The sequence below is a fragment of the Rothia sp. HMSC062H08 genome (assembly GCF_001810775.1).
In the GTDB taxonomy this organism is placed as follows: Bacteria; Actinomycetota; Actinomycetes; order Actinomycetales; family Micrococcaceae; genus Rothia.
In genome coordinates this window covers 1-25,244 of the sequence record NZ_KV802675.1, presented here as the reverse complement: position 1 = coordinate 25,244, position 25,244 = coordinate 1, and the positions used below count along the sequence as shown (strand labels likewise).

At 59.8% G+C, this 25,244-nt stretch carries 21 protein-coding genes; 13 read left to right on the top strand and 8 right to left on the bottom strand.

Annotated features, from left to right (window positions below; translation table 11 throughout):
- Window positions 1-61 precede the first annotated feature (61 nt).
- The 4 genes from HMPREF2765_RS08135 (at window position 62) to HMPREF2765_RS08120 (ending at window position 4,250) form a co-directional block, all read left to right on the top strand.
- Window positions 62-997 carry a carbohydrate kinase family protein gene (locus HMPREF2765_RS08135; RefSeq protein ID WP_070605222.1) on the top strand — a complete coding sequence of 312 codons (936 nt, stop codon included), beginning with the start codon at window positions 62-64 and terminating at the stop codon, window positions 995-997.
- A gap of 83 nt (window positions 998-1,080) precedes the next feature.
- Window positions 1,081-1,626: a YbhB/YbcL family Raf kinase inhibitor-like protein gene (locus tag HMPREF2765_RS08130; RefSeq protein WP_070605219.1), complete on the top strand. Its 546-nt coding sequence runs from the start codon at window positions 1,081-1,083 to the stop codon at window positions 1,624-1,626.
- Window positions 1,627-1,727: 101 nt separating this feature from the next.
- A complete protein-coding gene (locus HMPREF2765_RS08125) occupies window positions 1,728-2,540 on the top strand; it encodes an HAD-IIB family hydrolase (RefSeq protein WP_049340113.1) in 813 nt (270 codons plus the stop codon).
- Window positions 2,541-2,732: 192 nt separating this feature from the next.
- Window positions 2,733-4,250, top strand: coding sequence for an ATP-binding protein (locus HMPREF2765_RS08120; RefSeq protein ID WP_049345931.1), 1,518 nt, complete (start codon window positions 2,733-2,735; stop codon window positions 4,248-4,250).
- A gap of 122 nt (window positions 4,251-4,372) precedes the next feature.
- Here the strand turns inward: HMPREF2765_RS08120 and HMPREF2765_RS08115 are convergent, their stop codons facing one another.
- From HMPREF2765_RS08115 to HMPREF2765_RS08100, 4 genes are all read right to left on the bottom strand, one after another.
- Window positions 4,373-5,707: a uracil-xanthine permease family protein gene (locus HMPREF2765_RS08115; protein WP_049345930.1), complete on the bottom strand. Its 1,335-nt coding sequence runs from the start codon at window positions 5,705-5,707 to the stop codon at window positions 4,373-4,375.
- Window positions 5,708-5,964: 257 nt separating this feature from the next.
- Window positions 5,965-7,050, bottom strand: coding sequence for an acyl-CoA dehydrogenase family protein (locus tag HMPREF2765_RS08110; RefSeq protein ID WP_049345928.1), 1,086 nt, complete (start codon window positions 7,048-7,050; stop codon window positions 5,965-5,967).
- Between the two features lie 30 nt (window positions 7,051-7,080).
- A complete protein-coding gene (locus HMPREF2765_RS08105) occupies window positions 7,081-7,605 on the bottom strand; it encodes a DUF4242 domain-containing protein (RefSeq protein WP_049340119.1) in 525 nt (174 codons plus the stop codon).
- Between the two features lie 494 nt (window positions 7,606-8,099).
- Window positions 8,100-9,560, bottom strand: a complete 1,461-nt coding sequence (locus HMPREF2765_RS08100) for a peptide MFS transporter (RefSeq protein WP_049338608.1) — start codon at window positions 9,558-9,560, stop codon at window positions 8,100-8,102.
- A gap of 310 nt (window positions 9,561-9,870) precedes the next feature.
- Here HMPREF2765_RS08100 and HMPREF2765_RS08095 point away from each other — a divergent pair, with 310 nt between their 5' ends.
- From HMPREF2765_RS08095 to HMPREF2765_RS08075, 5 genes are all read left to right on the top strand, one after another.
- Entirely contained in the window at window positions 9,871-10,203 is a 333-nt protein-coding gene (locus HMPREF2765_RS08095) for a rhodanese-like domain-containing protein (RefSeq protein WP_070507406.1), read from the top strand.
- 35 nt (window positions 10,204-10,238) lie between these two features.
- Window positions 10,239-11,843: an anthranilate synthase component I family protein gene (locus tag HMPREF2765_RS08090; protein ID WP_070605216.1), complete on the top strand. Its 1,605-nt coding sequence runs from the start codon at window positions 10,239-10,241 to the stop codon at window positions 11,841-11,843.
- 65 nt (window positions 11,844-11,908) lie between these two features.
- The gene (gene pyrE, locus HMPREF2765_RS08085; protein WP_005504234.1) at window positions 11,909-12,490 is read left to right on the top strand and encodes an orotate phosphoribosyltransferase; all 582 of its coding nucleotides are present in this window, start codon (window positions 11,909-11,911) and stop codon (window positions 12,488-12,490) included.
- Between the two features lie 122 nt (window positions 12,491-12,612).
- The gene (locus tag HMPREF2765_RS08080; protein ID WP_141749102.1) at window positions 12,613-13,359 is read left to right on the top strand and encodes a TrmH family RNA methyltransferase; all 747 of its coding nucleotides are present in this window, start codon (window positions 12,613-12,615) and stop codon (window positions 13,357-13,359) included.
- Between the two features lie 264 nt (window positions 13,360-13,623).
- Window positions 13,624-14,439 carry a hypothetical protein gene (locus tag HMPREF2765_RS08075; protein WP_070605213.1) on the top strand — a complete coding sequence of 272 codons (816 nt, stop codon included), beginning with the start codon at window positions 13,624-13,626 and terminating at the stop codon, window positions 14,437-14,439.
- Window positions 14,440-14,645: 206 nt separating this feature from the next.
- Here the strand turns inward: HMPREF2765_RS08075 and HMPREF2765_RS08070 are convergent, their stop codons facing one another.
- The 3 genes from HMPREF2765_RS08070 to HMPREF2765_RS08060 all read right to left on the bottom strand — a co-directional run bounded on the left by HMPREF2765_RS08070 (window position 14,646) and on the right by HMPREF2765_RS08060 (window position 18,262).
- A complete protein-coding gene (locus HMPREF2765_RS08070) occupies window positions 14,646-15,698 on the bottom strand; it encodes an ornithine cyclodeaminase (RefSeq protein ID WP_005504242.1) in 1,053 nt (350 codons plus the stop codon).
- A 275-nt stretch (window positions 15,699-15,973) separates the two neighbouring features.
- Entirely contained in the window at window positions 15,974-17,569 is a 1,596-nt protein-coding gene (locus tag HMPREF2765_RS08065) for an amino acid permease (protein WP_049338603.1), read from the bottom strand.
- A 306-nt stretch (window positions 17,570-17,875) separates the two neighbouring features.
- Window positions 17,876-18,262: a hypothetical protein gene (locus HMPREF2765_RS08060; RefSeq protein ID WP_012902700.1), complete on the bottom strand. Its 387-nt coding sequence runs from the start codon at window positions 18,260-18,262 to the stop codon at window positions 17,876-17,878.
- 263 nt (window positions 18,263-18,525) lie between these two features.
- Here HMPREF2765_RS08060 and fbaA point away from each other — a divergent pair, with 263 nt between their 5' ends.
- Complete coding sequence (gene fbaA, locus HMPREF2765_RS08055; RefSeq protein ID WP_012902702.1) at window positions 18,526-19,551, top strand: class II fructose-bisphosphate aldolase; 1,026 nt, start codon at window positions 18,526-18,528, stop codon at window positions 19,549-19,551.
- Between the two features lie 183 nt (window positions 19,552-19,734).
- Here fbaA and HMPREF2765_RS08050 read toward each other — a convergent pair whose 3' ends face one another.
- Complete coding sequence (locus HMPREF2765_RS08050; RefSeq protein ID WP_070605210.1) at window positions 19,735-20,316, bottom strand: arsenic metallochaperone ArsD family protein; 582 nt, start codon at window positions 20,314-20,316, stop codon at window positions 19,735-19,737.
- A gap of 339 nt (window positions 20,317-20,655) precedes the next feature.
- Here HMPREF2765_RS08050 and HMPREF2765_RS08045 point away from each other — a divergent pair, with 339 nt between their 5' ends.
- The 3 genes from HMPREF2765_RS08045 (at window position 20,656) to HMPREF2765_RS08035 (ending at window position 25,175) form a co-directional block, all read left to right on the top strand.
- The gene (locus HMPREF2765_RS08045) at window positions 20,656-21,168 is read left to right on the top strand and encodes a PTS sugar transporter subunit IIA (protein ID WP_049346193.1); all 513 of its coding nucleotides are present in this window, start codon (window positions 20,656-20,658) and stop codon (window positions 21,166-21,168) included.
- Window positions 21,169-21,558: 390 nt separating this feature from the next.
- Complete coding sequence (locus HMPREF2765_RS08040; protein ID WP_049346195.1) at window positions 21,559-23,163, top strand: glycerophosphodiester phosphodiesterase; 1,605 nt, start codon at window positions 21,559-21,561, stop codon at window positions 23,161-23,163.
- 350 nt (window positions 23,164-23,513) lie between these two features.
- Window positions 23,514-25,175: an NAD-dependent succinate-semialdehyde dehydrogenase gene (locus tag HMPREF2765_RS08035; RefSeq protein ID WP_070605207.1), complete on the top strand. Its 1,662-nt coding sequence runs from the start codon at window positions 23,514-23,516 to the stop codon at window positions 25,173-25,175.
- The last annotated feature ends 69 nt before the right edge of the window (window positions 25,176-25,244 follow it).

Genomic DNA, 25,244 nt, shown 5'->3' with positions numbered 1-25,244 from the left:
ACTTCAAATACCCACAAAAACACACCCCACGACATGGGAAAACATAGGTAAAATTGAAACCATGTTGACTGTAATCGGTGAAGCACTCGTAGACGTCGTCCACCAGCACGACGGAGAAACCCGCGCCTACCCCGGCGGATCGCCCATGAACGTAGCCGTGGGCGCACGCCGCCTCGGCCACCCCACCAACTTCGTCGGCCACTACGGCCCCGACGCCTACGGCAAGAGCATTGACGCACACCTGGAAGCATCCCAGGTGACCCTGCCCTTCGAACACAGTGCTGAGCGCACCTCCGTCGCCCAGGCAACCATCGGTGCCGACGGCGCGGCAGAGTACGAATTCGACATCACCTGGTCCCTCGACTCCGTCGCTGAGAAGCTCACCGAACTGGCACGCAGCTCCGACGCAGTGCACACCGGCTCCATCGCAGCCATGCTCGAACCCGGCGCGCACGTGGTCGCAGCAGCCTTCGAAGCAGCCCGCGACAGCGCCCTGCTCAGCTACGACCCGAACTGCCGCCCCACCCTCATCCACAACGTCGACGAGGGCCGCGCATGGGCTGAAAAGTTCGTGTCCCTCTCCACCGTAGTGAAGGCATCCGACGAGGACCTGCAGTGGCTCTACCCCGACCGCTCCCTCGACGACACCGCACGCGCGTGGCTTGACCTCGGCGCCGAGCTGATGGTCATCACCCGTGGCGAGGACGGCCCCATCGCCTTCACCAAGAAGTACCCCGAGGGCATCAGCCAGCCCGCACACCGCGTTGAGGTTGCGGACACTGTTGGTGCCGGCGACTCCCTCATGGCGGCACTCATCGCGGGCCTGCTCGACCGCGGTATCGCCGGTGCTGAGGCGCGCGCCAAGGTCGCCGCACTGACCGCCGAAGACATCGCCGACCTGCTGCGTTTCTCCGCAACCGCAGCCGGCATCACCGTCTCCCGCGCGGGCGCTAACCCGCCCACCCGAGAAGAACTTGACGCCGTACTCAACGGCTAAATAATCTACGCCTCGCCGGCGGATAGCTCACTCTGTCCGCCGGCGTCGCCATATCCACCCGCACCCCAACGCTGAGGAGCACCATGACCAACATCGGCACCGCACCCCTGCCCCGCGAACCCTACGCGGGCCTGCCCGAACTGCCTGAATTCACCCTGACCTCCACCGACATTCAGGACGGCGGCGCCGCCCCCGAATGGATGCGCTCCGCCCTCTTCGGCGTGGCGGGCGGTCAGGACCGCTCCCCGCAACTGTCCTGGAGCGGCTTCCCCGAGGGCACCAAGTCTTTCGTGCTGACCTGCTTCGACCCGGATGCGCCGGTCCCCAGCGGCTTCTGGCACTGGACTGTCTCCAATATTCCTGCCAACGTGACCAGCATTGACACCGGCGCTGATGCACCCGCCGGCGCCCTGACGCACCGCAACGACGCCGGTGTGGCAGGCTTCCTGGGTGCTGCCCCTCCGGCTGGTCATGGCCCGCACCGCTACATCTTCTGCGTCACCGCCGTGGATGTGGAGAAGCTCGACATTGACGAGAACGCCAGCCCCGCCGTCGTGAACTTTAACCTGCTCGGCCACGGCCTGGGTCGCGCGTTCCTGACCGTCACCTACGCGGAACCGGCGGCATAGCGGCGTACCGGCACGCCGGCACAGTCTCACCAGACCCGCGCCCTGACCAGTACCGTACACTGACCAGCACCGATACACCCCACCATTGAAGGCATATCTGCATGATTAAACTCATCGCCAGCGACCTGGACGGCACCCTCATCGGGCACGATTTCCGATTCCGTCCACGGACCTTGCGCGCCCTTGAGGCCGCCCGCGCCGCCGGGATTGACATCGTCTTCGTCACCGGTCGCCCGAGCCGCTGGCTCACGCCCCTGCGCGAGCAGACCGACTTCGACTCCTACGCCATCTGTTCCAACGGTGCCGTGGTGTACCACCTGGGCGCGAACGAGGTGGAAGAAGTCAACGGCGCTGACCCTGCGGTGATTGCCCGTACTCACGAGCTGCTGGAGCCCATGTTCCCCGACGCCACCTACACCCTCGAAACCGTGGATACCGTCTACATTCAGGGCCCGCACGAGGGCGGTGAGGTGCTTGAGGGCGCCCGCGTGGTGGAGGCGAAAATCGCCGAGGCGCTCGAACGTATTGGTTCAACCCCGGTCATTAAGTACCTGATTCGTGTGCCCGGCATGGACCCGGATATTCTGCAGGCACGCGTGCATCAGGCGGTGGGTTCGCTGGTGTCGGTGACCCGAGGCGTGGTCGGTGAGCCGCTCATCGAGATGGGCTCTAAGACCGTGAATAAGGGGCGGATTCTGGAGAAGTTCGCGGCACGCCATGGCATTGAGGCGCACGAGGTGATGGCGTTTGGTGACATGCCGAATGACGCTGAGATGCTTTGCTGGGCGGGGGAGGGCTTCGCCATGGCGTCGGGTCAGCCGGCGCTCATTGCGAAGGTGGGGCGTACCTGCCCACCCTTCGATGAGGACGGTGTAGCGCAGACGATTGAGGCGATGCTCGCCGAACGGTCCTAGCCGCCTAGCACTAGCTATCCAGCACGAGCCATCCAGCGCTAGCGGCTAGGTGAGCCTCTGCAGACATAACGTAGACATAACTTAGACATAAACTTTTATGTCTACACATAAAAAATTTGAGTCTAGACATAAAAATTTATGTCTAGACTCAAATTTTTGTGTCTGATTTGTGTCTAGACTAAAATTTTTTGTATGAACAACGTGGAATGGACCCCCGAATGGCTTGCTGAAACCATCAAACTACTGCGCACCCACGGTAGCGATACGCAGTTTATTGAGGTTAAAAAAGCCCACGGAGGCTACCCGGGAAGCCTAGACGCAACCCTGAGTAGCTTCTCCAATAGTTCCACGGGCGGAATCATTATCTGCGGCCTCGACGAGAATAATGACTTTGCACCTGTAGGCGTATACGACCCTGCAGACCTAGAAAAAACCCTCGGCAACAAGCTCCGCAGGGGCCTCAAGCCGCCGAACACCATGGAATCCGGCACCATCCTCTACGAAGACGCCAAAATCTTTGTTGCCGCAGTCCCTCCGCTGCCTCCCTACGAACGCCCCGCCTACATTGGCGGTAAAGCGTACGTGCGTTCTGGCGACGGTGACCACGAAATGAGCCGCCACGAAACCGACCTGATGGTGGCTCAGCGGACACGCACCGGATTCGATGAGGAGCCGGTAGAATACACCTCCCTGGCTGACCTAGACGAAGGCCTCAAAACTGCTTATCTGCGAGACGTCCGCGCTAAATCACGCCGCCTCGCCGGAAGTTCCGATGAAGAAGTCCTCCGCCGCAAGGGAATTATTGCCCTCGGAACCGATAATCTTTCCCTTGCGGGCTTGTACGCCTTGGGTTCTTACCCCCAAGAGTTCAGGCCCTCGCTCAAAGTTACCGGAGTCGTCATCGACCCAAGCGGTAAAGCCCGCAACCTCGACAAATTCGAGGCGGACGGCCCCATCCCCGCCATGCTCGAAGAGACTCTGGCATGGGTCAAACGGAACCTGGCACACCCGGTTGTCGAGCTGTCTAACGGGCACCTCATCAACGGGCAGGAAGTACCCGATATTGCCCTTCGCGAGATTCTGTCGAATGCCCTCGTACACCGCAGCCTCAACCCCAAAGCAGATACCGAAGAGGTGCGCGTCAGAATTTTCCCTGACCGAATCTCTGTAGAGAACCCCGGCGGTCTATACGGAATCACTCTCCAGCGTCTGCAAGAGTACGGCGAACGCTCCCGCGTGAATGACCGCCTGTATGACGTCTGCACGCATGTAACAACCCCCGACGACGGATACCGAGTCATCGAGGGTGAGGGCAGTGGTATCTACACTGCACAGGAGGCGGTGCGTCAGGCAGGGCTGAAACCCATCCAATTCGTTGATGGGGTCATTCGTTTTACCGCGATTATCAGCAGGGAGCCTCTGGCTGGTGCTCGTATCGCCGATGTTGGTTCACCGCAGCAGAAGTCGGAAGTAGACCCGCGCCAATCGTCACCTACGGTTCCTAGTAACCGTCAGGAGGCGGTGCTCCTCGCCCTGCGCTCGCTACGCCACCCCGCCGGTATCGAGGACATCATGGGTGCTCTTCCTGAGCCTTTTGCTGAGCTGCAGAAACCGCAGGTCCGGTACGTCCTCACGAAGCTCCTTCAAGAGGGCGTGATCGTGCGTGAAGGTGGTAGAGGTAACCGCAATACGACATACCGCCTGACCTAACCGAATATCGGGCTAACATGCAAAAGCGGCCCGGATGGAAACCAATCCATCCGGGCCGCTTTTCTACAGCTTACGCCTCAGGAGCACTATTCCCAACGGGCGTAAGCGTGAGGAGCTAAAACCTAGTGTCCCTCAGTGCTCTTTTCAGGGTCGAAGGGCTCCAGAGGGTCGCCAGCAGCCTTCGTGTACTTCGCAATGAAGGTCATCAGGTGGAAGATAATCAGGGTCGCAGCGGTACCCAGAGCAATACCGGCGAAGGTCATCCCATCGAAGGTCCAGGTGTAGTCCGCAATACCCACGATCAGCGCCACAGCGGCGGTGGTCAGGTTGATCTGGTTCGAGAAGTTCACGCGGTTCTCGCTCCAAATACGAACGCCGAGCATACCAATCATGCCGTACAGTACGGTTGCGGCACCGCCCAGAACACCCGCGGGAACGGATGCAATAGCCGCGCCGAAGCCCGGGAAGAGAGACAGGACAATCGCGAAGATAGCCGCCACCCAGTACGCCGCGGTGGAGTACACCTTGGTCGCAGCCATCACGCCGATGTTCTCAGCGTAGGTGGTGGTACCCGAACCGCCACCCATGCCTGCGATGGTGGTTGCCAGGCCGTCCGCCATGAGGGCGCGGCCGGAGTAGTCGTCCAGGTTTTCGCCGCTCATCTGAGCCACCGACTTCACGTGACCGATGTTCTCAGCAACCAGCACCAGAATCACGGGGATGAACAGGCCGGCGAGCTCCCAGTGGAACTCGGGGGTCTGGAACTGCGGCAGACCAATGAAGCCCTGAGCTTCGACAGTTTTGTGAATCTTGTCGAATTTCACCTCGCCCCGAATCACAGCGGTGATGTAGCCGATACCCACACCCAGCAGGATGGACAGGCGACCAATGATGCCCTTGAACAGTACCGAAATCAGGATGATGGAGCACAGGGTCACCAGCGCGGTCACCGGTGCCACCATGAAGTTGTCCTTAGCGCTCTTCGCCAGGTTGAAGCCAATCAGCGCCACAATCGAACCGGTTACGACCGGGGGCATGAGCTTGGTCAGCCAGCCGGTGCCAGCGAACTGAACAATCAGACCGACCAGGAACAGCGCCACACCCGCCATGACGATACCGCCGAGGGCACCAGCCGGGCCGTGCGAGTTCATGGCAGCCGCCAGGGGCGCAATGAACGCAAACGAAGAACCCAGGTAGGAGGGGACGCGTCCGCGGGTAATCAGCAGGAACAGGACCGTGCCGAGACCCGAGAAGAACAGGGTGGTTGCCGGGGGGAAGCCGGTAATAATCGGCACGAGGAAGGTCGCGCCGAACATTGCGACCACGTGCTGCGCGCCGATGCCGATGGTAATCGGCCATGCGAGGCGCTCGTTCGGGGCAACGAAGGAACCGGGCTTGATGCTGCGGCCGTCGCCGTGGATCGACCAGTCGAAGCCGAGAAGCTTAGAGATGCTCAAAGGGAGCTCCTGAGGTGAATGTGGTGGTGTATAAAATTCCACATAATTCTACGCGCATATGGGTTTAGGTCTCGGCTAAACGGGTGTAAATATGAGCAGGGATACGTTGAACGGGGCATATATTCTCTTATGATGAGCCCCAAACCCCTAATATATAGCCCAGAATGCATTCATACCCCGTATATGCGGTTCAAGGCATATACGGGGTATTGATGCAAAGAGCGAATAAAAACACTCGCTACACGCAGTTCAATGGTTTAGAGAGCGTCACGCAGGTTATCCAGGTGATCGTAACGCGCCAGCTCATAACGCAGGTGACCCTCGGTCGGGGACTGAACCGGCAGGAACGACGCCTCACGCAGGCGACGAGCAGTCGGGGAATCAGCCACGTAACCGGCGCCTCCAACAACTTGCAGCTCAAAGTGAGTAGCAATGGTTGCAAAGTGAGACACACCCAGACGCAGGCTCAGCAGGTCACGACGCTCAGCACGCTCCGGCTCAGAAGCCAGGCGAACCAGTTCCTCACGCAGGCTCTGGTACTCCGCCAGAATCAGCGGGAACTCAGGGCGGAACACGCCCTGCGAGACGTCCAGGTGCTTAGCAGCCTCCTGTAGAGCACCAGCAGCAAGACCCAGGCAGAACGACGACTGAACCAACAGGAACGGCGCGGTCACATCGCGCAGGAACGCCTCAATGTTGTCGCTCAGAATGTCCTCGCTCGGAACGAAAACGTCCTCAAACTTCAAGGTGCCGGACTCGGTGCCGTTCAGCGCCAGCAGGTTGCGGTGGTAGTCAACGCTCAGACCCTCGACGTCCTGGCGGACCGTCACAATGTAGCGGTTCGGGTGGCTCTCCGGGGCGTTCTGCACAGCCACCGGAAGAACAATCACGCCGCCCGGGTACAGGTTCGACGCCCACGACACGGAACCGTTCAGCTTCAGACCGCCCTCAACGAGGGTACCCTCCACCTTGATCGGTGCCAGACCCGAAGCCTCCTTGTACGCTGCCGCCATGGCGGTGGTGCCGCTGACGGTTGCATCCGCCAGGCCGGCGGGCAGCTCGCGGCCCACAGCGTCAAAGAACGCAATGGTCGAGCGGTGAGCCCACAGGGAGAACGCCGTGGAGGCGTCCTCGGTGGCAAGGTCGAAAGCCACCGAAACCTGGGGTACCAGGGAACCGCCGTCGCGACCCAGGGTAATCAGGCCGTCCTTAGCGATTTCGCGCAGGTTTTCGAAGGGGGAACGCTCGCCGCGGTCAACAGCATCTGCGTGGGTTCGGGCGAGTGCGAGCACCTGCTCGCGCTGGGGGTAATCGTAGAGGGGTTCGAGAGTGAACTCGGACATAGGGGTTCTCCTAAGCGGGGAGCATCGCGTCTATGCGTGCAGCTTGAACAGTCGGTCAATGGGGGTGCTGACGGCCTTACGGGCGCGAACAACAGCTTCTTCGTCGGGTGCGTCGTAGAAGCAGAGGCACTTTGCAGTGTCCTCGCGAACGTAGGTGCGCAGGAAGGAAACCTCGGGTACTTCAGCGTACTTGGGGGCGTTTGCCTTCTTGCGGGTCAGGTACTGTTCCATAGTAATCTCTGCGGGGATGTCCCACTCAACCAGGTAGTCTGCGTCCTTCTTGAGCTTCTTGATGTCTTCGAGCTCTGCGCCGACCAGGCGGACTGCGTCGGGGCCTGCGACGGATGCGCGCTCACCGATTGCTGCGGCGAGGTCGGGGCCGAATGCGGTGTTCTCGGATTCGACGATGACGAAGACGATCTTGTGGTCTGCGGAGACCTGGGTTTCGATGAGCTCGGCGCCGTTGGTCAGGGACGAGTTGACGGTCTCGATGAGTACGGTTGCTTCGTCCTTGGACGGCTGTGCGGGGGTCAGTTCTACCAGGTAAAGTGCCATGATTTTCTCCTCGGCTAAGGGTTGAAGGGTCGTGCCGGAAGGTTTTCCGGCTCGTTCTGGATTCACCTTAGACCTGTGCTTGAGGGCTGTCTAGTAGATTTCTGTTCGTGGCTTAATGCGTCCCTTTTTGACCCTGTGTTTCGTCACGCGCGTTCATGCGGAGACATAAATCGTCACAGTTCCGCGTGCGGCAACCCGCCTGTCACAGAAGGGATGCTTATTGAGACAATTGCCCTCGATTTTCTTATTAAGGCGCTTAATAAGAAAATCCGCGCGGATTGTCTCATTAAGGAAAAGGCCCCGAACGCCCCTAAAGCCGCCCCTCCTGAACCTCCTCAACTTGCTGGCACTTCCGGATACCAGGGCGTGCAGCAAAGGCCCCGAACCCTTGGTAATTCAAGGATTCGGGGCCCCTAGCCTAATATACGCTCGCCTATACACGCTCACGCCGCCTGAAAACAGCGAGTCAGCAGTGCAGGCAAGTAACTTTGTGGCTACTTCACGCCGCGCATCATCTTCTGAACCGGCTTGTGCACCAGGAACAGCAGAATACCGGTCGCGATGGTGATAATACCCATCCAGGTGAAGTAGGGAACCTCGGTCTCCATGCTGTAGAACGGAGCCAGCCAACCGGAGAGCACGGTACCCATTGCCACGGAGGTGAAGTACAGCGCCATCATGTTCACGCGGTGCGCCTTCGGTGCGAGCTTGGTCGCCAGCGAAATACCCACCGGCGAAATAATCAGCTCAGCGATGGTGCAGACGAACAGAATCAGCACGATCCAGCCGACGTTCACGCTCTGAACGCCCGCCTGAGCGAGGAAGATCCAGAACGCCAGACCAATAATGATCAGCGCTGCGGAGAACTTCAGGGTGGTGACCGGCTGGCGGTCACCCCACTTGGTCCACAGGGCGGAGAACATCATGCCGAAGACGATGATGAAGATCGGGTTGATGGAGTTGACCAGGTTCGGGCTCAGCTCCATGCCCAGGATGTTCCAGTTGAGGCGCTCATCCGAGTACACCGCCATGACGGTGAACTGCTGCTGGTACAGTGCCCAGAACACGGCGTTTGCAATCCACAGGGGGATGAACGCGGTGACGCGGGAACGCTCATCGGAGGTTACGTCCTTGGCGCTCAGCAGCTGAGCGAACAGGGCGATAGCGCCGATGAAGATGAAGCCCATGACCCAGTTCTTGAGGTTGTCTGCGGTCATCAGACCGGTCGCCAGCAGGATGCCGAGAACGACGACGATACCGACCAGTGCCAGGAAGAAGTTACGCTTCTGGGCGCCGGTGAAGGGGGTACCCACGTGGTGCACAGAGGCGGGCAGGTTCTTGCGGGTCAGCGAGTACTGAATCAGGCCGGCAGCCATACCGATTGCGGCAAGGCCGAAGCCGAGGTGGAAGCCGCCGGTCTGCCAGCCCCAACCGGTCAGGATCGGGCCGAGCAGTGCACCGGTGTTCACACCGATGTAGAAGATGGTGAAGCCTGCGTCGCGGCGGGAGTCGTTGTCACTGTAGAGCGAACCGACCAGCACGGATGCGTTACTCTTCAGACCGCCGGAGCCGATAGCGACCAGCAGCAGACCAATCACCACGCCGGGGACGCCGGGGATGAGGGAGAGGGAGACGTGACCCGCCATGATGCCTATGGCGGAGTAGAATAGGGTACGCTCGGGGCCGAGGATGCGGTCACCGAGGATACCGCCGAGGATTGCCATGAGGTACACGACTGCACCGTACGCGCCGATAACGCCGGTGGCGAGGTCCTTGTCGAGGCCCAGGCCGCCCTTGTCGGCGGTGTAGTACAGGTAGTAGATCATGATGCCCTGCATGCCGTAGAAGGAGAAGCGCTCCCACATTTCTACGGTGAACAGGTTCGCGAGCATGCTCGGGTGGCCGAAGAAGGTCTTGGTGTCCTTGGGTTCGGCACCTGTGATGGTGTTGGACATGGTGGTAATTCTTTTCTGTGCAAGCCCGGGGTTCTGTGTGACCCGGGCAATATGTGTTTAAGTCTATACCCTTGTGGGTGCATATGTATACATATTTTGTTCATATATTTCAAAGATTGAACTATCAATCAGTGCATGAAAAATCATTTCGATTTTTTCGTATGCATCATTTCCGAGTCTCACAAACCCCCAAATACCGGGCTAGATGCGCCGCACACCCCCAACGCGATAGAGTGGAACCACAATTATGCCCACCCGGCACCCCACCGTGCCGACCGGCCCGTCCTCATTCAATTCAAAGGAGAACCCCATGACTGCTGTACCCCAGATTGACCCCCGCGACGTTCCCGCAGGCGCAACCATCATCGACGTGCGTGAAGACTACGAATGGGAGGGCGGCCACGCCACCGGCGCCAAGCACATCACCCTCGGTACCATCGCTGAGCGTCTGGCTGAACTGCCCGCACCCGGCGAAGACTTCTACGTCATCTGCCACGGTGGCGGCCGTTCGAACCGCGCTGCAACCTTCCTGCGCGAGCACGGCTACGCCGCACACAACATTGCGGGCGGCACCAGCGCATGGTTCGCTGCCGGTCTGCCGATGACCAGCGAAAACGGCGAAGCACCCGCAGTCGTTCACTAAACCGCCAGTTCGCCTGCACACCATACAGCCATACAATGGAGTCCGTGACTGAAACTTCCGCGGACCGTATTTTTTCTACCTCGAACGCTCCCGCTTCTGCGTCCCCTCATGCCCTGCCGAGTATTCTGCAGAGCATCCCGTGGGATGCGCAGACGCGGGAGCTTATCGTGCGCCCGCTTCCTTTCGCGGTGAACTGCGAGGAGGCGTACCCGCTGCTGACCGGTGGTGCCGAGTATTCCTTCTGGCTGGATTCCGCGCGCGAGGAGTCGCCCATGTCGGTTGCCTCGTATGTGGGCGTGGTCCCGCCGCAGCTGTCGCCCCTGCGCGTGGATTCGGCGCGTGCGGCGGCTGAGTCTGGCGGGAAAGACCCCTTCGCCCAGCTGGAGGCGGCGCTCGCCTGCGCACCGCGCGTGCACCCGGATACCGCGGCGGCAACCGGTCTGCCCGCGGGTTTGCGTGGCGGTTACGTGGGCTATTTCGGCTATGAGGCGCGTGCCGCCATGGGCATGGAGCACGGCCACCCGGTGCCGGGCTACCTGCCGGCGCATGAGGCGCCGACCCCGGATTCTCTGTGGTTGCCGGCGGTTCGCTACCTGGTGCATGAGCATGCCCGCCCGGGGGTTGCAGCGCGTAGCTGGCTGGTGGGCGATGAGTCGTGGTGTGAGGCGGCGGAGCGGCTGCTGAGTGCGGCGCTGACCCCGGTGCTGAATGCGGTACTGAATACGGCGGGGGAGTGCGCCTCCGAAAATGCTCCCGTCAACGCCCCCGTCAATGCCCCTGAGCTTGCCGAGCTTCTGCTCTTCCCGGCACCCGCCGCGGAAGCCTACATGGACGCCGTCCGCGCTAGTCAGCACGAAATCTACGAGGGTAACAGCTACGAGGTGTGCCTGACCGCGCAGACGAACGCGCGCATCCCCAACCCGAGCCCGGAGCTTTTCTTTGAACTGTACCGCCGCCAGCGCGCCCACAATTCGGCGCCGTATGCGGCGTATCTGCGGTGCGGTGATTTTTCGGTGCTTTCTTCTTCGCCGGAGCGTTTTTTAAGCGTGGATACGCACCGCAACGCGCAAACCAAGCCGATTAAGGGCACGGTGCCGCGCGGTGCCACCCCGGAAGAAGATGCCGCGGCCGCAGCTTGGTTGCGTACCGATGAGAAGACCCGTGCCGAGAACCTCATGATCGTGGACCTACTGCGTAACGACCTGTCGCTGGTTTCCGAACCGCACACGGTGCGCGTGCCCGTGCTCATGGGCGTGGAGAGCTATTCGACGGTGCATCAGCTGGTGTCTACGGTCAGTTCGCGTCTGCGTGAGGGCGTGAGTGCGGTGGCTGCCGCGCGGGCGTGCTTCCCGGGCGGTTCGATGACGGGTGCCCCGAAGCCTTCGACCATGCAGATTATTGAGGGCCTGGAGGGTCGCGCTCGCGGTGTGTATTCGGGTGCTCTGGGTTTTGTGTCGGCGGATGGTTCGGCGAACCTGTCGATTGTGATTCGCACGCTCGTGGCGCACGATGACGGCACGGTGACTCTTGCCGCGGGTGGCGCTATCGTAGCTGATTCCGACCCGGCCGCCGAGTATGAGGAGATGCTGACGAAGTTGCGTGCCGCGTTGCCGCCGTCGGTGGGTCGCGTGGTGGAATAGCCTAGCGCTGGAATAGCACAGGGAATAGCCTGCGCCGCCTGCACGTGAGCCGCTACACTTGAACTATGACTAAGCTTTCTGAAAACCTCCCCATTGAAGAAGCCCGTGAACGCCTGCGCCAGCTGATTATGGAGCTGGCTGTGGTGCGCGGGCACGTGGTCCTCGCCTCCGGCAAGGAAGCCGACTACTACGTTGACCTGCGCCGCATCACCCTGCACCACGAGGCTTCTCGCCTGGTCGGTCAGGTCATGCTGGACCTGCTGGATAAGAACGGCATCGAGTTTGAGGCTGCTGGCGGCCTGACCATGGGTGCTGACCCGGTGGGTACCGCGATTATGCGTGCCGCTGGCGATCAGGACCGTGCGATTGACGCGTTTGTGGTGCGTAAGGCTCAGAAGTCTTACGGCATGGGCCGTCAGGTGGAGGGCCCGAGCGTTGAGGGCCGCCGCGTGGTTGCTGTTGAGGACACCTCCACGACCGGTGGTTCGGCACTAACTGCTGTTGAGGCGCTGCGTAAGGCTGGCGCTGAGGTTGTGGCGGTTGCTGTGATTGTTGACCGTGCGACCGGCGCTAAGGAGCATGTGGAAGAGGTTGCGGGCGTTCCGTGCCTGTACGCGTACTCGAAGGATGAGCTGGGCCTGGACTAGTCTCTACTGGTTTGGACTAGGACCTCGTGAATTTTTAAGACGTTCCGCTGCGGCGGGTGAACCCGTGCTGCTGGCTGCTGTGTGTGGCTGGTGGCGCGGGTTTTTGTCTGTAATATGGCTCTGTGGGCGCCGGAGTGGCGCTGGTTGTTGGCGTGAAGGTGGTTGTGATGGTTGAGAATCGTGAGGCGGCTGAGGCTGTACCTGCTGAGGCGGCTGTAGCTGAGGCTGTTGAGGGTACTGAGCAGGGTACTGCCCGTTTTGAGGTGGGTGTGGGCCCGTGGGAGGGCCCGTGGCCTGAGGGTGACTATTGGGATGAGGAGCTGCTGCGTGAGGGCGACCGCCGTAACGTGGTGGATAAGTATCGTTACTGGTCGATGGACGCGATTATTGCTGACCTGGATACGCGCCGCCATGATTTTCATGTGGCGATTGAGAATTGGCAGCATGATTTGAATATTGGCACGGTGGTGCGCACTGCGAATGCGATGTTGGCGAAGGAGGTCCATATTATTGGGCGTCGCCGTTGGAATCGTCGTGGTGCGATGGTGACGGATCGTTATCAGCATGTGCGTCATCATCCGACGATTGAGGATTTTGTGGCGTGGGCGCAGGGTGAGGGTCTGGAGATTATTGGTATTGATATTTTTCCGGATTCGGTGCCGCTGGAGACGTATGATCTGCCGAAGAAGTGTGTGCTGGTTTTTGGCCAGGAGGGCCCGGGTTTGTCGGAGGAGTTGCATGCGGCGGCTAGGGATACTCTGTCGATTGAGCAGTTTGGGTCGACGCGTTCGATGAATGCGGCGACGGCTGCGGGTATTGCGATGCATGCGTGGGTTCGCCGCCATGTGTTTGGCCAGATTCCGTCGTAGTTTGGCGGCTGTTTATGAGGTGTTTAAAGGTTCCGATGCGTTGTGTGCGCGTCGGAACCTTTTTCGTTGTGGTTTGGGCGGCTTAAACCACGCATGAAATTATCTAGGCGTGTTAGTGTTAACGCAAGTCACAGAGGATATGAGAATTGTACGCTCGATTTCTGCCGGAGCGTACGATGGATTTCCTGGCTTCGGCTCGCCAATGGTTGCGGGTTGTGGATATGAATGACCGCGGCGTCATTCCCCTGAAAGGAGTCGGTAACAATGAAGAAATCTGCTGCTCTGTTCGCCTGCTTTGCTTTAGCTTTAAGTTCCTGTGCCGCTGCGCCTAAAGATACTAGCCTCAAAGCCCAGCTGGATTTTGAAAATAACTATATTACTCTTCCGCTCGACGAATATGACATGAGTGACCAGGCCCTAGATATAACATATAGAGCGTATTTGTTGATTCTTAAAGAGTGCTATGCGAAAAAGGGATACGATTTTGAAATTCTAGAAAACGGCTGGGTTTCTAGCGGCGCCTCCCAGTACGGCTCCTGGAACGTGAAGCATGCGGCGAATCATTTTACGTCCAGCAAAGTCAGAGAAGAGCAGGAAAGGATTTATGAGAGCATCCCTGAAGACGTCAGGGTCAGCTGCCGCGAAGAGCATCGGGAAGAACTGGATATGCTCTATTTTGATGAGGATGATGAGAAAAAGTACCGCCCTGTCGGTCGTATCCGTAGTGAAGCGTACCAGCGTGCGCAGGGTGACCCTGAATGGAAGAAAGCCCGCTCAGATTGGTGGGACTGCCAGCGTGAGAAAGGGTTGACGCCTCGCACCGGGGACGGTGAATGGACGAGCCAAGAAACGGCCAATCTGAATGCTGATGATCCCAAAGTGTTGGAGGAGGTTATCCGCCTGGCAACCATTGAAGCTCAATGTAGTGAGAAGGTGGGTATGGCTCAGCGTTTGGGTGATGTTGAGGCGTCCTATCAGGGGCCTCTCATCGAAAAGAATCAGGCGAAGCTCAACCAGCTGAAAGAAGAGAAAGAAAAGCGTGTGGCGAGGGCGCGCGAAATTATCGCCACCCGCCAGTAGCCACACCCGCTGAAGGGCAGAACGGGCGAACCAGCCGCGGATAGCCTCCAAGAAAATCCGTGCATACGAAAATTTCACAAGAAGGAGCCGGGGAGTGTCACCACTCCCCGGCCCTCACTTTATTCACTCTCAACCTCGCAGCCTCCGCTGGCGCACCTTACAGGCCCACCAGCTCAAGGCTACTCAGCGTCAGGTTACTTAGCCCTTTAGCCCACCGGAACGTTAACGTTCACCAGCGAGTACAGATCCTTCGGATCATCCGGGCTAGCAACCAGGTCAATGAACTGCTGCAGGTCGGTGTCCTGCGTAGCCGCACGGGCATAACGCAGACCCGAGAAGTCAGCAATCGCGAAGCCCACCGAATCAAACAGGGTAATCTGCTCATCCGACACGCGGCCCGGCTCCTCACCGGTCAGAACCTTCCAGAACTCCACCACGGGGAAGTCCGGGTCCTTCTGCTGAATCTCGCCCTCAATGCGGGTCTGCGGCGGGAACTCAACAAACACGGTGGAGCGGTCCAGAATTTCGCTTTCCAGCTCAGTCTTGCCGGGGCAGTCGCCACCAATAGCGTTCAGGTGCACGCCGGGCTTCACCTGGCGGTCCAGCAGAACCTTCGCCTGCTGCTTATCGGCGGTGCAGGTGGTAATAATGTCGGCACCCTCAACAGCCTCGTCCACGTCCTTAGCCAGGTGGATGCGGAAGCCCAGCGGCTCCAGGTTACGGCGGAACTTCTCCATCGCGTGCGGGTCAACGTCGTAGACGGACAGGTCCTCAATGCCGAGCACCGCGCGCATACCCAGCGCCTGGAACTCAGACTGCGAGCCGGTACCGATCATCGCCATCTTCTTCGAATCCTTGCGTGCCAGGTGCTTAGCAACCATGGCGGACACACCGGCGGTACGTAGCGCGGTCAGCAGGGTCATCTCAGCCAGGAACACGGGGTAGCCGTTATCCACGTCAGCGAGCAGACCGAACGCGGTCACGGTCTGGAAGCCGCGTGCCGGGTTCGACGGGTGGCCGTTCACGTACTTGAAGGAGTAGGTGATGTTGTCGGAGGTGGGCATCAGCTCAATCACACCGAAGGGGGTGTGGGAGGCGACGCGCGGAATCTTGTCGAAGCTCTGCCACTTCTTGAAGTCTTCTTCGAGGAAGTCGACCATGCCGGCAATGATGTTGCCTACGCCGTCCTTCTGAATCCACTTCGCCATCGAGGCGACGTCAACAAATTCCACCGCGTGTGCGCTAGGACGTTCAGTCATGATTTTCTCCTTTGAATATCTGCACAAAACTTCTTTGTGCATCTGGTGGTCACTGCGGATATCTATTATCTCAAAATATATTGCAGGACACACCGTATTAGAAATGCTGTAGATATGTACTTTGCTTTATGTATTACACGGATGTAATACGGAAGCGAACACGGAAAGACGTGCAGGGAGGGGGCCCTAGAGCTCCTGGAACCTACGGGCTAGGGTCTAGAACCCCCTCATCGCCTTCACCGGGATATTACCGGGATTACAGGCAACCGGTCGGGTTAGCTACCCTTCGGGTTGTCCTCGTCCTCAAGGTCACCCAGGTCAATGTGGGTACGAGGCTCCGAAACGAGCTTCTTCACCACGGGGCGGGCAGCAATCACGGGCACGGAACCGGTGTAGCCTTCACGGACGCGAGCAATCTCGTTGACGCGGTCACGAACCGTGTACCAGCCGATAATCAGCAGCGGGATAACCAGCAACAGCGATGCCAGGGTGTAGGTGCCGACCGGGTAATCCAGTGCCATCAGCACCAGCACAACAGCCAGGAAGACCATCACAGCCCAGTCGCTGAAACGACCGCCGGGTGCACGGTAGTTGGGGCGCTTGTACTTGCCCTCGCCGACCAGCTTCAGGTACTTCTGGTGCGACATTGCGATAGCCGCCCAGCTAGCCATGGTGCCCACCGAGGCGATGTTCAGCACGACCTCGAACGCCTGCTCGGGAACGAAGAAGTTCAGCACAACACCGAAGAGGCCAATCACACCGGTCAGCAGAATACCTGCCACCGGAACGCCGGAGCGGGACACCTTAGTGGTGAACTTCGGTGCCGAACCTGCAACACCCATCGAGTGGAGGATACGACCGGTGGAGTACAGGCCAGCGTTCAGCGAGGAAGCAGCCGCGGTAATAACGACCAGCTGCATAATCGGTGCGGTGCCTTGAATACCGATAGCGTCGAAGAAGGTCACGAACGGCGACTCTGCGTCCTTGTATGCGGTGTAGGGCATGAGCAGGCAGAGCAGAACCACGGAGCCAACGTAGAAGATCGCGATACGCCAGATCACGGTGTTGATAGCGCGAGGGATAACCTTCTCAACGTTCTTGGTTTCACCACTGGTGGTGCCGACCAGCTCAATACCGGCGTAGGCGAACACAACGCCCTGAACCACGATAAGAGCGGGAAGAATGCCGTTGGGGAAGAAGCCGTCATTGGCTGCAATAAGGCTCAGGCCGGGGGTGACGCCGTTGATGGGCTCACCGAAGACCAGGTACCAGATACCTACCGCCATGAAGGACAGCAGGGCAAGAATCTTAATGAGTGCGAACCAGAATTCCAGCTCACCGAAGAGCTTCACGGAGATGAGGTTTAGAGCCACGGTGATGATAACGACGATGAATGCGCTAAGCCACTGGGGAATGTCTGCGAAGAACTGGTTGTATCGACCGAACCAGCTGATGTAGATGGCGATAGCGGTGGCGTCTGCAACGGCGGTCATTGCCCAGTTCAGCCAGTACAGCCATCCGGATACGAATGCGGCCTTTTCGCCGTAGAATTCGCGGGTGTAGGAGACGAAGGAGCCCGAGGAGGGGCGGTGAAGGATCAGCTCGCCGAGGGCTCGAAGGATCAGGTAGCCGAAGAAGCCGATGACGGCGTAGATGACGGCGAGCATGGGGCCTGCGTCCTGCAGGCGGCTACCGGTGCCCAGGAACAGGCCGGTACCAATAGCGGAACCGATGGCAATCATCTGGAGCTGACGTGCGCCAAGCCCCTTGTGGAAGCCTTCCTGCTCGTGTGCGAACGGGTCATCTGTGGGGGGCTTAGTGTACTGATCCGCTGCAGAAGTCTGCGGGTTCTTGTTCGGTGAGGTGCTCACGCTATACCTCCTTGGATAGTTACGTCTAAAGCACGTGCTACACGAAATGTGGTTGGGAACACGTCTATGGGTTGTAACGACTATAGCACGGTAATTTAGGTAAATATAACTCACATCACGTAATAATTTATATACATATAATGCATATCTTATGAATATATTTGGTTCATGTTGTATTGTGTGGTTTTCATTGTTTTGTGAAATAGATTAATTGAACTCTGAGTCCAAAAAATCAATTCCCCCACCAGTACACAGCACAAGAGCACCCACAACGGGGTGCTCTCACAACCTATTCAAAACGGGGGCCTAGCCCTCCATCAGGCGATCAATCTTCGCCCGCAACGCACGCTCGCGACGATTCAACCACCACCAGCTTGGCCAACGCATCAACGACTTACGGCCCACCTGCACCACCGAGGGGAGCTTCGCCTCCGCAAGCGCCACATCAATCTCGTGGTCACTCGCACCCTCATCACGCATTTTCTCCATCAACTCAAGGGATTTCGCCATATCGCCATGCCCCAAAACATGCCGACTCTTACGCTCCAGAATCTCATCCAACTGGGCGCGCACCGGGGCAATAGCCGCCGCATTCGGATGCTCACGCTCAGCACGACGCTGCGCCTGGCGGGCACGCTTCTCACGTTTCGCGTCGAGCTGTTTTGGATTATTTTTAGCGCTCGCCTTGCTCATGGGAGGTTCCTTTCATCGCGTCCGGGTGATGTGTACGCTGCCCTGCACGCACAGAAGACATCAAGTCATTAACACCTCTACTTTACCGCGGTAATTCGCGGAAATTTCGCTGCAGTAAACCCAAAAAAACCCACAAAAAATTAACGATAAATAAGTCGTATCTTGGTAAAATAGTGCGAGTAGGAGGCGTCTCGCGCGCCAACAAAATATGGTGAACCGGCCCAGCATCGGTAACCGGTCGCATCTATCCAAGGAGTCAGCATATGGCTATTGCAACCCCCGAAGTTTACGCAGAAATGCTGCAGACCGCGAAGGAAAAGGGCTTCGCGTACCCCGCAGTGAACGTGACCTCCTCCCAGACCCTGAATGCTGCAATCCGCGGCTTCGCAGAGGCTGGCTCGGACGGCATCATCCAGGCATCCACCGGTGGTGCAGCATACTGGTCCGGCGCTTCCAAGAAGGACATGGTCGTTGGCTCCCTGGCCTTCGCAGCATACGCACGCGAAGTTGCTAAGCAGTACGACGTGAACATTGCACTGCACACCGACCACTGCCCCAAGGACAAGCTGGAAGGCTTCGTCCTGCCCCTGCTGGCAGAGTCCGAGAAGGCTGTTGCTCGCGGTGAAGACCCCATCTTCAACTCCCACATGTGGGACGGCTCCGCAATCGACCTGGACGAGAACCTGAAGATTGCTGCTGAGCTGATCGAGCGTACCTCCAAGGCAAAGCTCGTTCTCGAGGTTGAGATTGGTGCCGTTGGTGGCGAGGAAGACGGCGTTGAAGGCGCTATCGACGACTCCCTGTACACCACCGTTGCAGACGCAATCAAGACCGTTGAGGCAATCGGCCTGGGCGAGAAGGGCACCTACATGGCTGCTCTGACCTTCGGTAACGTTCACGGCGTGTACAAGCCCGGTAACGTTCACCTGCGCCCCGAGCTGCTCAAGGAAATCCAGACCGAGGTCGGCGCTAAGTACGGCAAGGGCGACAAGCCCTTCTACCTGGTCTTCCACGGTGGCTCCGGCTCCACCGAGCAGGAGATTGCAGACGCAGTGTCCTACGGTGTTATCAAGATGAACATCGACACCGACACCCAGTACGCATTCACCCGCCCCGTTGCTGGCCACATGTTCAGCAACTACGACGGTGTGCTGAAGGTTGACGGCGAGGTCGGCAACAAGAAGACCTACGACCCCCGCGTTTGGGGTGCAGCTGCAGAGGCAGGCATGGCCGCACGCGTGGTCGAGGCTTGCCAGCAGCTCGGTTCCGTCGGTACCTCCATCAAGTAAGGTGCTGTTCGCCCGCCGCAGCTCCCGTAGGTGCTGCCGGGTGTGAACCTAAGCTTCGTTAAGCGAAAGCGGTGCCCGCTTCCTCATCACGAGGAGGCGGGCACCGCTCTTTGCTTATGTAGTTTTAGAACCGGGCGAGTTAGAACCGGGTGAGCCAGGCGCTCGTTGCCGACAGGGGCGGGTTTACTTGCCGCCGCAGCCGCAACCACCGCATCCGCAGCCACCGGACTTCACAGCCACCGAACCGGAGGTGGGGATACCGTCGCCGGTGTCGCCACCCATGAGGTTCACGCGGTTACCAATCTCGGGGCCGCCGACCGGCTGGGGTGCCTTACCCGCCAGGGTTGCCGCGAAACCGGCGGGTTCGCCGCTCAGGTTCGGAATCATCGACGCCGCCGGGGAACCGGACGGGCCGCACGCAGCCGCTGCCGCGTTCGCCTTCGGCTGGGCGACCAGGTGGGCGCGGGAGAAACGCTTAATCTGCTCGGCGGTCGGGTACGCGAAGGACACCTTCACCTCGCCGTTGACCAGCATGAGCGGCAGAACCTCGATGCCGTTCATCTCAATCTGCTCCGCCACCGGTGCGCACTCTTCGAAGGCGGAAGGGTAGGAGTCGGTGGAGTACACCTCAATGTCCACGCCCGAATCCAGAGCCTCCTGTGCGGCGCCCAGGAATTCGGAGCGCTCCATATCCTGCGGATCCTCCGGGTTCTCACCGGGGCCCGGAATAAATACTTCAAGAACGGTTTCAGCCGCTTCAGTCATCAGTTTTTAGCCTTTTCTCTCTTATGGGCACCGGCTCGGAGGAGGGGTGCCAGTCCTTCACTAAGTGTACTCGCGACCTCAAGAGTGCAGAAGTGTGAGTTGAAGTTCCAGATTTGCGGAATATTTGCAGAATTCGAGTCGAATGACCCTCAGCTCGTGAGCTACGGGTTTAGGTGTTGTATTCTGAGTGCATATGCACCGGAGTGTGCGAACCCTGCAATTCAGGCAGGCGCCGCCCGGTGTGAAACCAAGAAGGCAACGACGCCCGCATCCGACGCGGACGCATCAGCGCTACAAATACACGCTATTCATAGCGCAACACGACCAGAAGGAGCATACATGTTCGGTTTCGGCAAGAAGAAGAAGGAAGCTGCCGCACAGGAAGCATCGTCCGCAGACGTCTACGTCGCACCTGCTACCGGCGAGTACCTGCCGCTGAGCGAAGTCTCCGACCCCGTTTTCTCTCAGGGCGTTATGGGCGACGGCTACGCAGTGAACCCCACCGCAGGCACCATCGTCGCACCCGTTGCAGGCACCATCGCACTGATTCAGGACACCCTGCACGCATTCATGCTCCGCACCGAAAACGGCGGCGAGGTACTGGTCCATATCGGTATCGACACCGTTGAGCTCGGTGGCGACGGCTTCACCAAGATTGCTAACGTAGGTGACAAGGTTGAGGCAGGCGCACCCATCATCGAGGTCGACTGGGCAGCTATCGAGGGTCGCATCCCCTCCAAGGAAACCATGGTGATGATTACCAACACCGCAAAGTTCAACATCTCCAAGGACTCTGAGTCCCGCCGCCCCGTCGCAGCCGGTGACCGCGTCGCTCAGGCATCCAAGAAGTAAGCTGAACCAGCGAAAATAGCTCAGCTTCAACAGCGGTGAAAACCCGCGAAAATACTTAACGCAAAAGGTCGCGTCCTGCAGGCTCAATCGGGCTACAGGCGCGGCTTTTTTCGTTACACGAGAAATTTTTTAACGCCGCATGAAATGCCGCTATTAAAAGCGGCGGAAAAGGAGGAACACATTCACCCGCATTGCACAGCGGGTAAGAATGAGGCGCACATAATACCCTATTTGCTTGTGAACGCAGTGAATCACCGATAAAAAATCGTTATCCTACATAGAAGTTGTAGTTTGAGTTGAGAGAATCCGGACCCTCAGCTATAAACCAAAACTTCAATGACCAACCACACACATTACGCTCAACTCATAAACGAAAAAAGGACCACTACGGTGACTGCATTCCCGAAGACCTCTAAGAATCTGAGCCGCCGCGGCTTCATTGGCGCCTCCACTCTGGCGCCCGCCGCCCTCATGCTCCAGGCAGGCGAAGCCCACGCCGCAGCCAACACCCGCGCACAGCTCGCGGCAGTACACAGCGGCTCCCCCGCACATCAGCTGCTCTACAAGACCGATGAATTCTTCATCGCCCACCGCGGCGCCGGCAACATCAGCCCCGAACACACCGCCTACGCGTACGCAGAATCTGTACGCCGAGGCGCCCTCGCCGTCGAAATTTCCGTACGCACCACCAGCGACGGCCAGTTCGTCTGCATGCACGACACCAACATCAAGCGCACCACCGGTGCGTCCATGGACGTGCGCGGCCACACCCTCGCCGAACTGCGCCGGTACAAGGTCAACATGCGCAAGAACCTGGGCGAAAAGACCGACCTGTACAACATCCCCACCCTCGAAGAAGCCATCGCAGCCGTTGACGCCGTACCCGCAGGCGGCGAATATGCCTCCGTCGGCGGCAAGAAGGTCGTACTGTTCCTCGAAGCGAAGGACGGCCCCGCACAGGCAGGCCTCGTCAAGTTCATCACCGAACGCGGCCTGCAGCGCCGCACCGTCATCAAGATGTACCGTGACGGCAGCGGCGGCTTCAAGCCCACCTCCCGCTACCTGAAGCTTGCCAACTCCGCAGGCTGCGCCACCTGGTGCTACTTCGACGGCGGCGACCCCATCGACAAGATTTCCGCAATGGCACGCCACGAAAACGTGGACGCCATCGGCGTACCCTACTACGAGAAGCCGACCGGCGCTTCCCAGGGCTCCATGAGCGAGGAGAACGTACGCGCCCTCACCGGCCTCGGCAAGGCAGTCATCGTCTGGGAAATCCACCGCCGCTCCGCCTACGAAAAGTACAAGGCACTGGGCGTGAAGGGCTTCATGTGCCCCGACCCCTACTGGGTAATCGGTGACCCCTTCGACTCCAGCGTCAAGATCAAGACCGGCAAGCGCCCCCACGGCATGTTGCCCGCCGACCCCTCCGTCGCAGCGGACATGCCCGACCTGACCGGCACCGCCATCGTGCACAACCAGCGCTACGACGAATCCGTGCTGCTCGGCCCCCTGGCGAACTACACCACTCGCGACAAGTACACCCTCGACTTCTCCATGAAGTGGACCAGTGCAGTGCCGAAGCAGGATGGTCACTACGGCTACATTGCGTTCGGTCGCGAACACGACGGCGCCTTCGGCATCGGCAAGAAGTTCGCTGCAAAGCAGGAAGACGGCACCTACGTGCTCGCCATCCGCCCCAACTACCGCGGCGGCTCCGTAGCGCAGATTCTCTGCTTCGAACCCAACCAGGCAAGCCCGCGCGTGCTGCACACCATGAAGCTACGCCAGAAGGTCACCACCGGCCAGGCACTGAACTGCAAGATCGTGCTGAACAAGAACAGCTTCTACTACACGGTCAACGGCCAGTACTCCAGCCCCATCAACCACAGCGCCTACCGCGGCCCGTACGTACACTTCGGCCGCTTCCACGGCACCAACGATGGCGGTCCTCTGGAGCTGACCCGAATCGAAGCACGTCAGTCCTGGATTTGAGAGAACAGGTGGGCCTAGTCCACCTGGGTGCCCGCCTCACCGCCCGCTAAGTGGTGAAGGTGCGGGTATCGGGCAGAGCGGATGCAACACCGAGCATCCCTTCCGGGCAATGCCTTCCATAATCCCCAGCTAGGATTCTCGCGCGCTGAGCGAGAATCCACCTGAAGGGGGTCGCATCCAACGCGGGTGCGGCCCCCTTCGGCGTGCCTGCGGGGGAGAGGGCGCGCAAGGGCATGTAGGCGCGTGGGGCAGGTTCGAAGGGTCGGTTCGAAGGGTAGGGGAGCGTGCAGGACTAGAATTAAAAGCGTCAGAGTCGACCGCACCGGCCGCCCCAACCCGAAAGGCACGCCATGACCACCTCACCCGAAAGCTCCGCCGAGAGTCCCGCCGCAAAGCCCGCCGCGAAATCCGCCCAGCTACGAGGCCGCACCGAACCGCACATGCAAAGCATCAACATGCCGCAGCGCGAACCCATCGACCCCTACGAGCGGCCCTCCTACCCCTTCTTCTACGTGCCCACCGACCTGCTTATCGGCGGCAGCTGGGTCACCGGCGACAACGGCTCCTTCCCCGTGCACAACCCCTCCTGCGGCCAAATCCTCGCGCACGTCGCCGACGCCAGCGTCGAACAGGGCATCGAAGCACTCGACGCCGCCTGCGACGCCCGCACCTCATGGGCGGCAACCAGCGTGCGCGAACGCGCCGATATCCTCAACCGCGCCTACACGCTCATGACGCAGCGCACCGAAGTCATCGCCCGGCTCATGACCCTCGAAATGGGCAAGCCCCTCGACCAGTCCCGCGGCGAGGTCGCCTACGCGGCAAACTACCTGCGCTGGTACGCCGAAGAAGCCGCCCGCAACTTCGGCCGCACCGCGGTCGCCCCCGAATCCGGCCTGCAGATCACCACCGTACGCCGCCCCGTGGGCCCCTGCCTGCTGATTACCCCCTGGAACTTCCCGCTCGCCATGGCGGCACGCAAGGTCGCCCCGGCGCTCGCTGCGGGCTGCACCGCGGTGCTCAAGCCCGCCTCCCTGACTCCGCTCAGCTCCCTGTACTTCGCCTCCCTGATGCGTGAGGCGGGCCTGCCGGACGGCGTGCTGAACATCGTAACCACCAGCCGAACCAGCGAGGTGGTCTCAGCGCTGATGGCTGATGAGCGCCTGCGGAAGGTATCGTTCACCGGCTCCACCGCCGTGGGCCGCACCCTGCTCGCGCAGGCCTCGCAGAACGTTCTGCGCACCTCCATGGAGCTGGGTGGCAACGCCCCGTTCATCGTCTTTGAGGACGCGGACATCCCCGCCGCTGTGGAGGGTGCCTACGCGGCGAAGATGAGGAACATGGGCGAGGCGTGTACCGCCGCCAACCGATTCATTGTGCACGAGGACATTGCTGAAGAGTTCACCCGCGCCTTCGTGGAGCGCATGGAGGCGACCGTCGTGGGTGACGGAGCCATCGACGGAACCGAATGCGGCCCGCTAATTCAACCTTCAGCGGTTGAATCCATGCTTTTTATGGTCGAAGACGCCCTGGGCAAGGGCGCGCTCCTCGCCTGCGGCGGGTACATTCCCGAGCTTGAGGAGAACGTTCCGAGCGATACCGGCGGCATGCCCAGGAACCTCAACAAGGGCAACTTCATTCGCCCCACCGTGGTGACCGGCGTGACCGATTCGATGCGCGTGTGGCGTGAGGAAATCTTCGGCCCCGTCGCCCCGATCGCCACGTTCAGCGGCTACGGCGAGGAGGGCGAACGCACCGCCCTGAAGCTCGCCAACGACACCGAGTACGGCCTGGCGGCGTATGTGTACACGAGCAACCACCCGCGCTTTACGCGCATGGCTGCTGGGCTGGAATTCGGCCTGATCGGTTACAACTCCGGCGTGATCTCGAATGCGGCGGCACCCTTCGGTGGCGTGAAGCAGTCCGGCATGGGCCGCGAGGGCGGCCCCGAGGGACTGGAGGAGTACACCGAGCTGCAGTACATCGGCACGCCGAACCCGTTCGCCGGATAGGCCTGAATACAGCGAAGCCCCGGAGGGTACCCGAGAAGGTGAACTGCGCCCCGAAACTTGGACGCTATA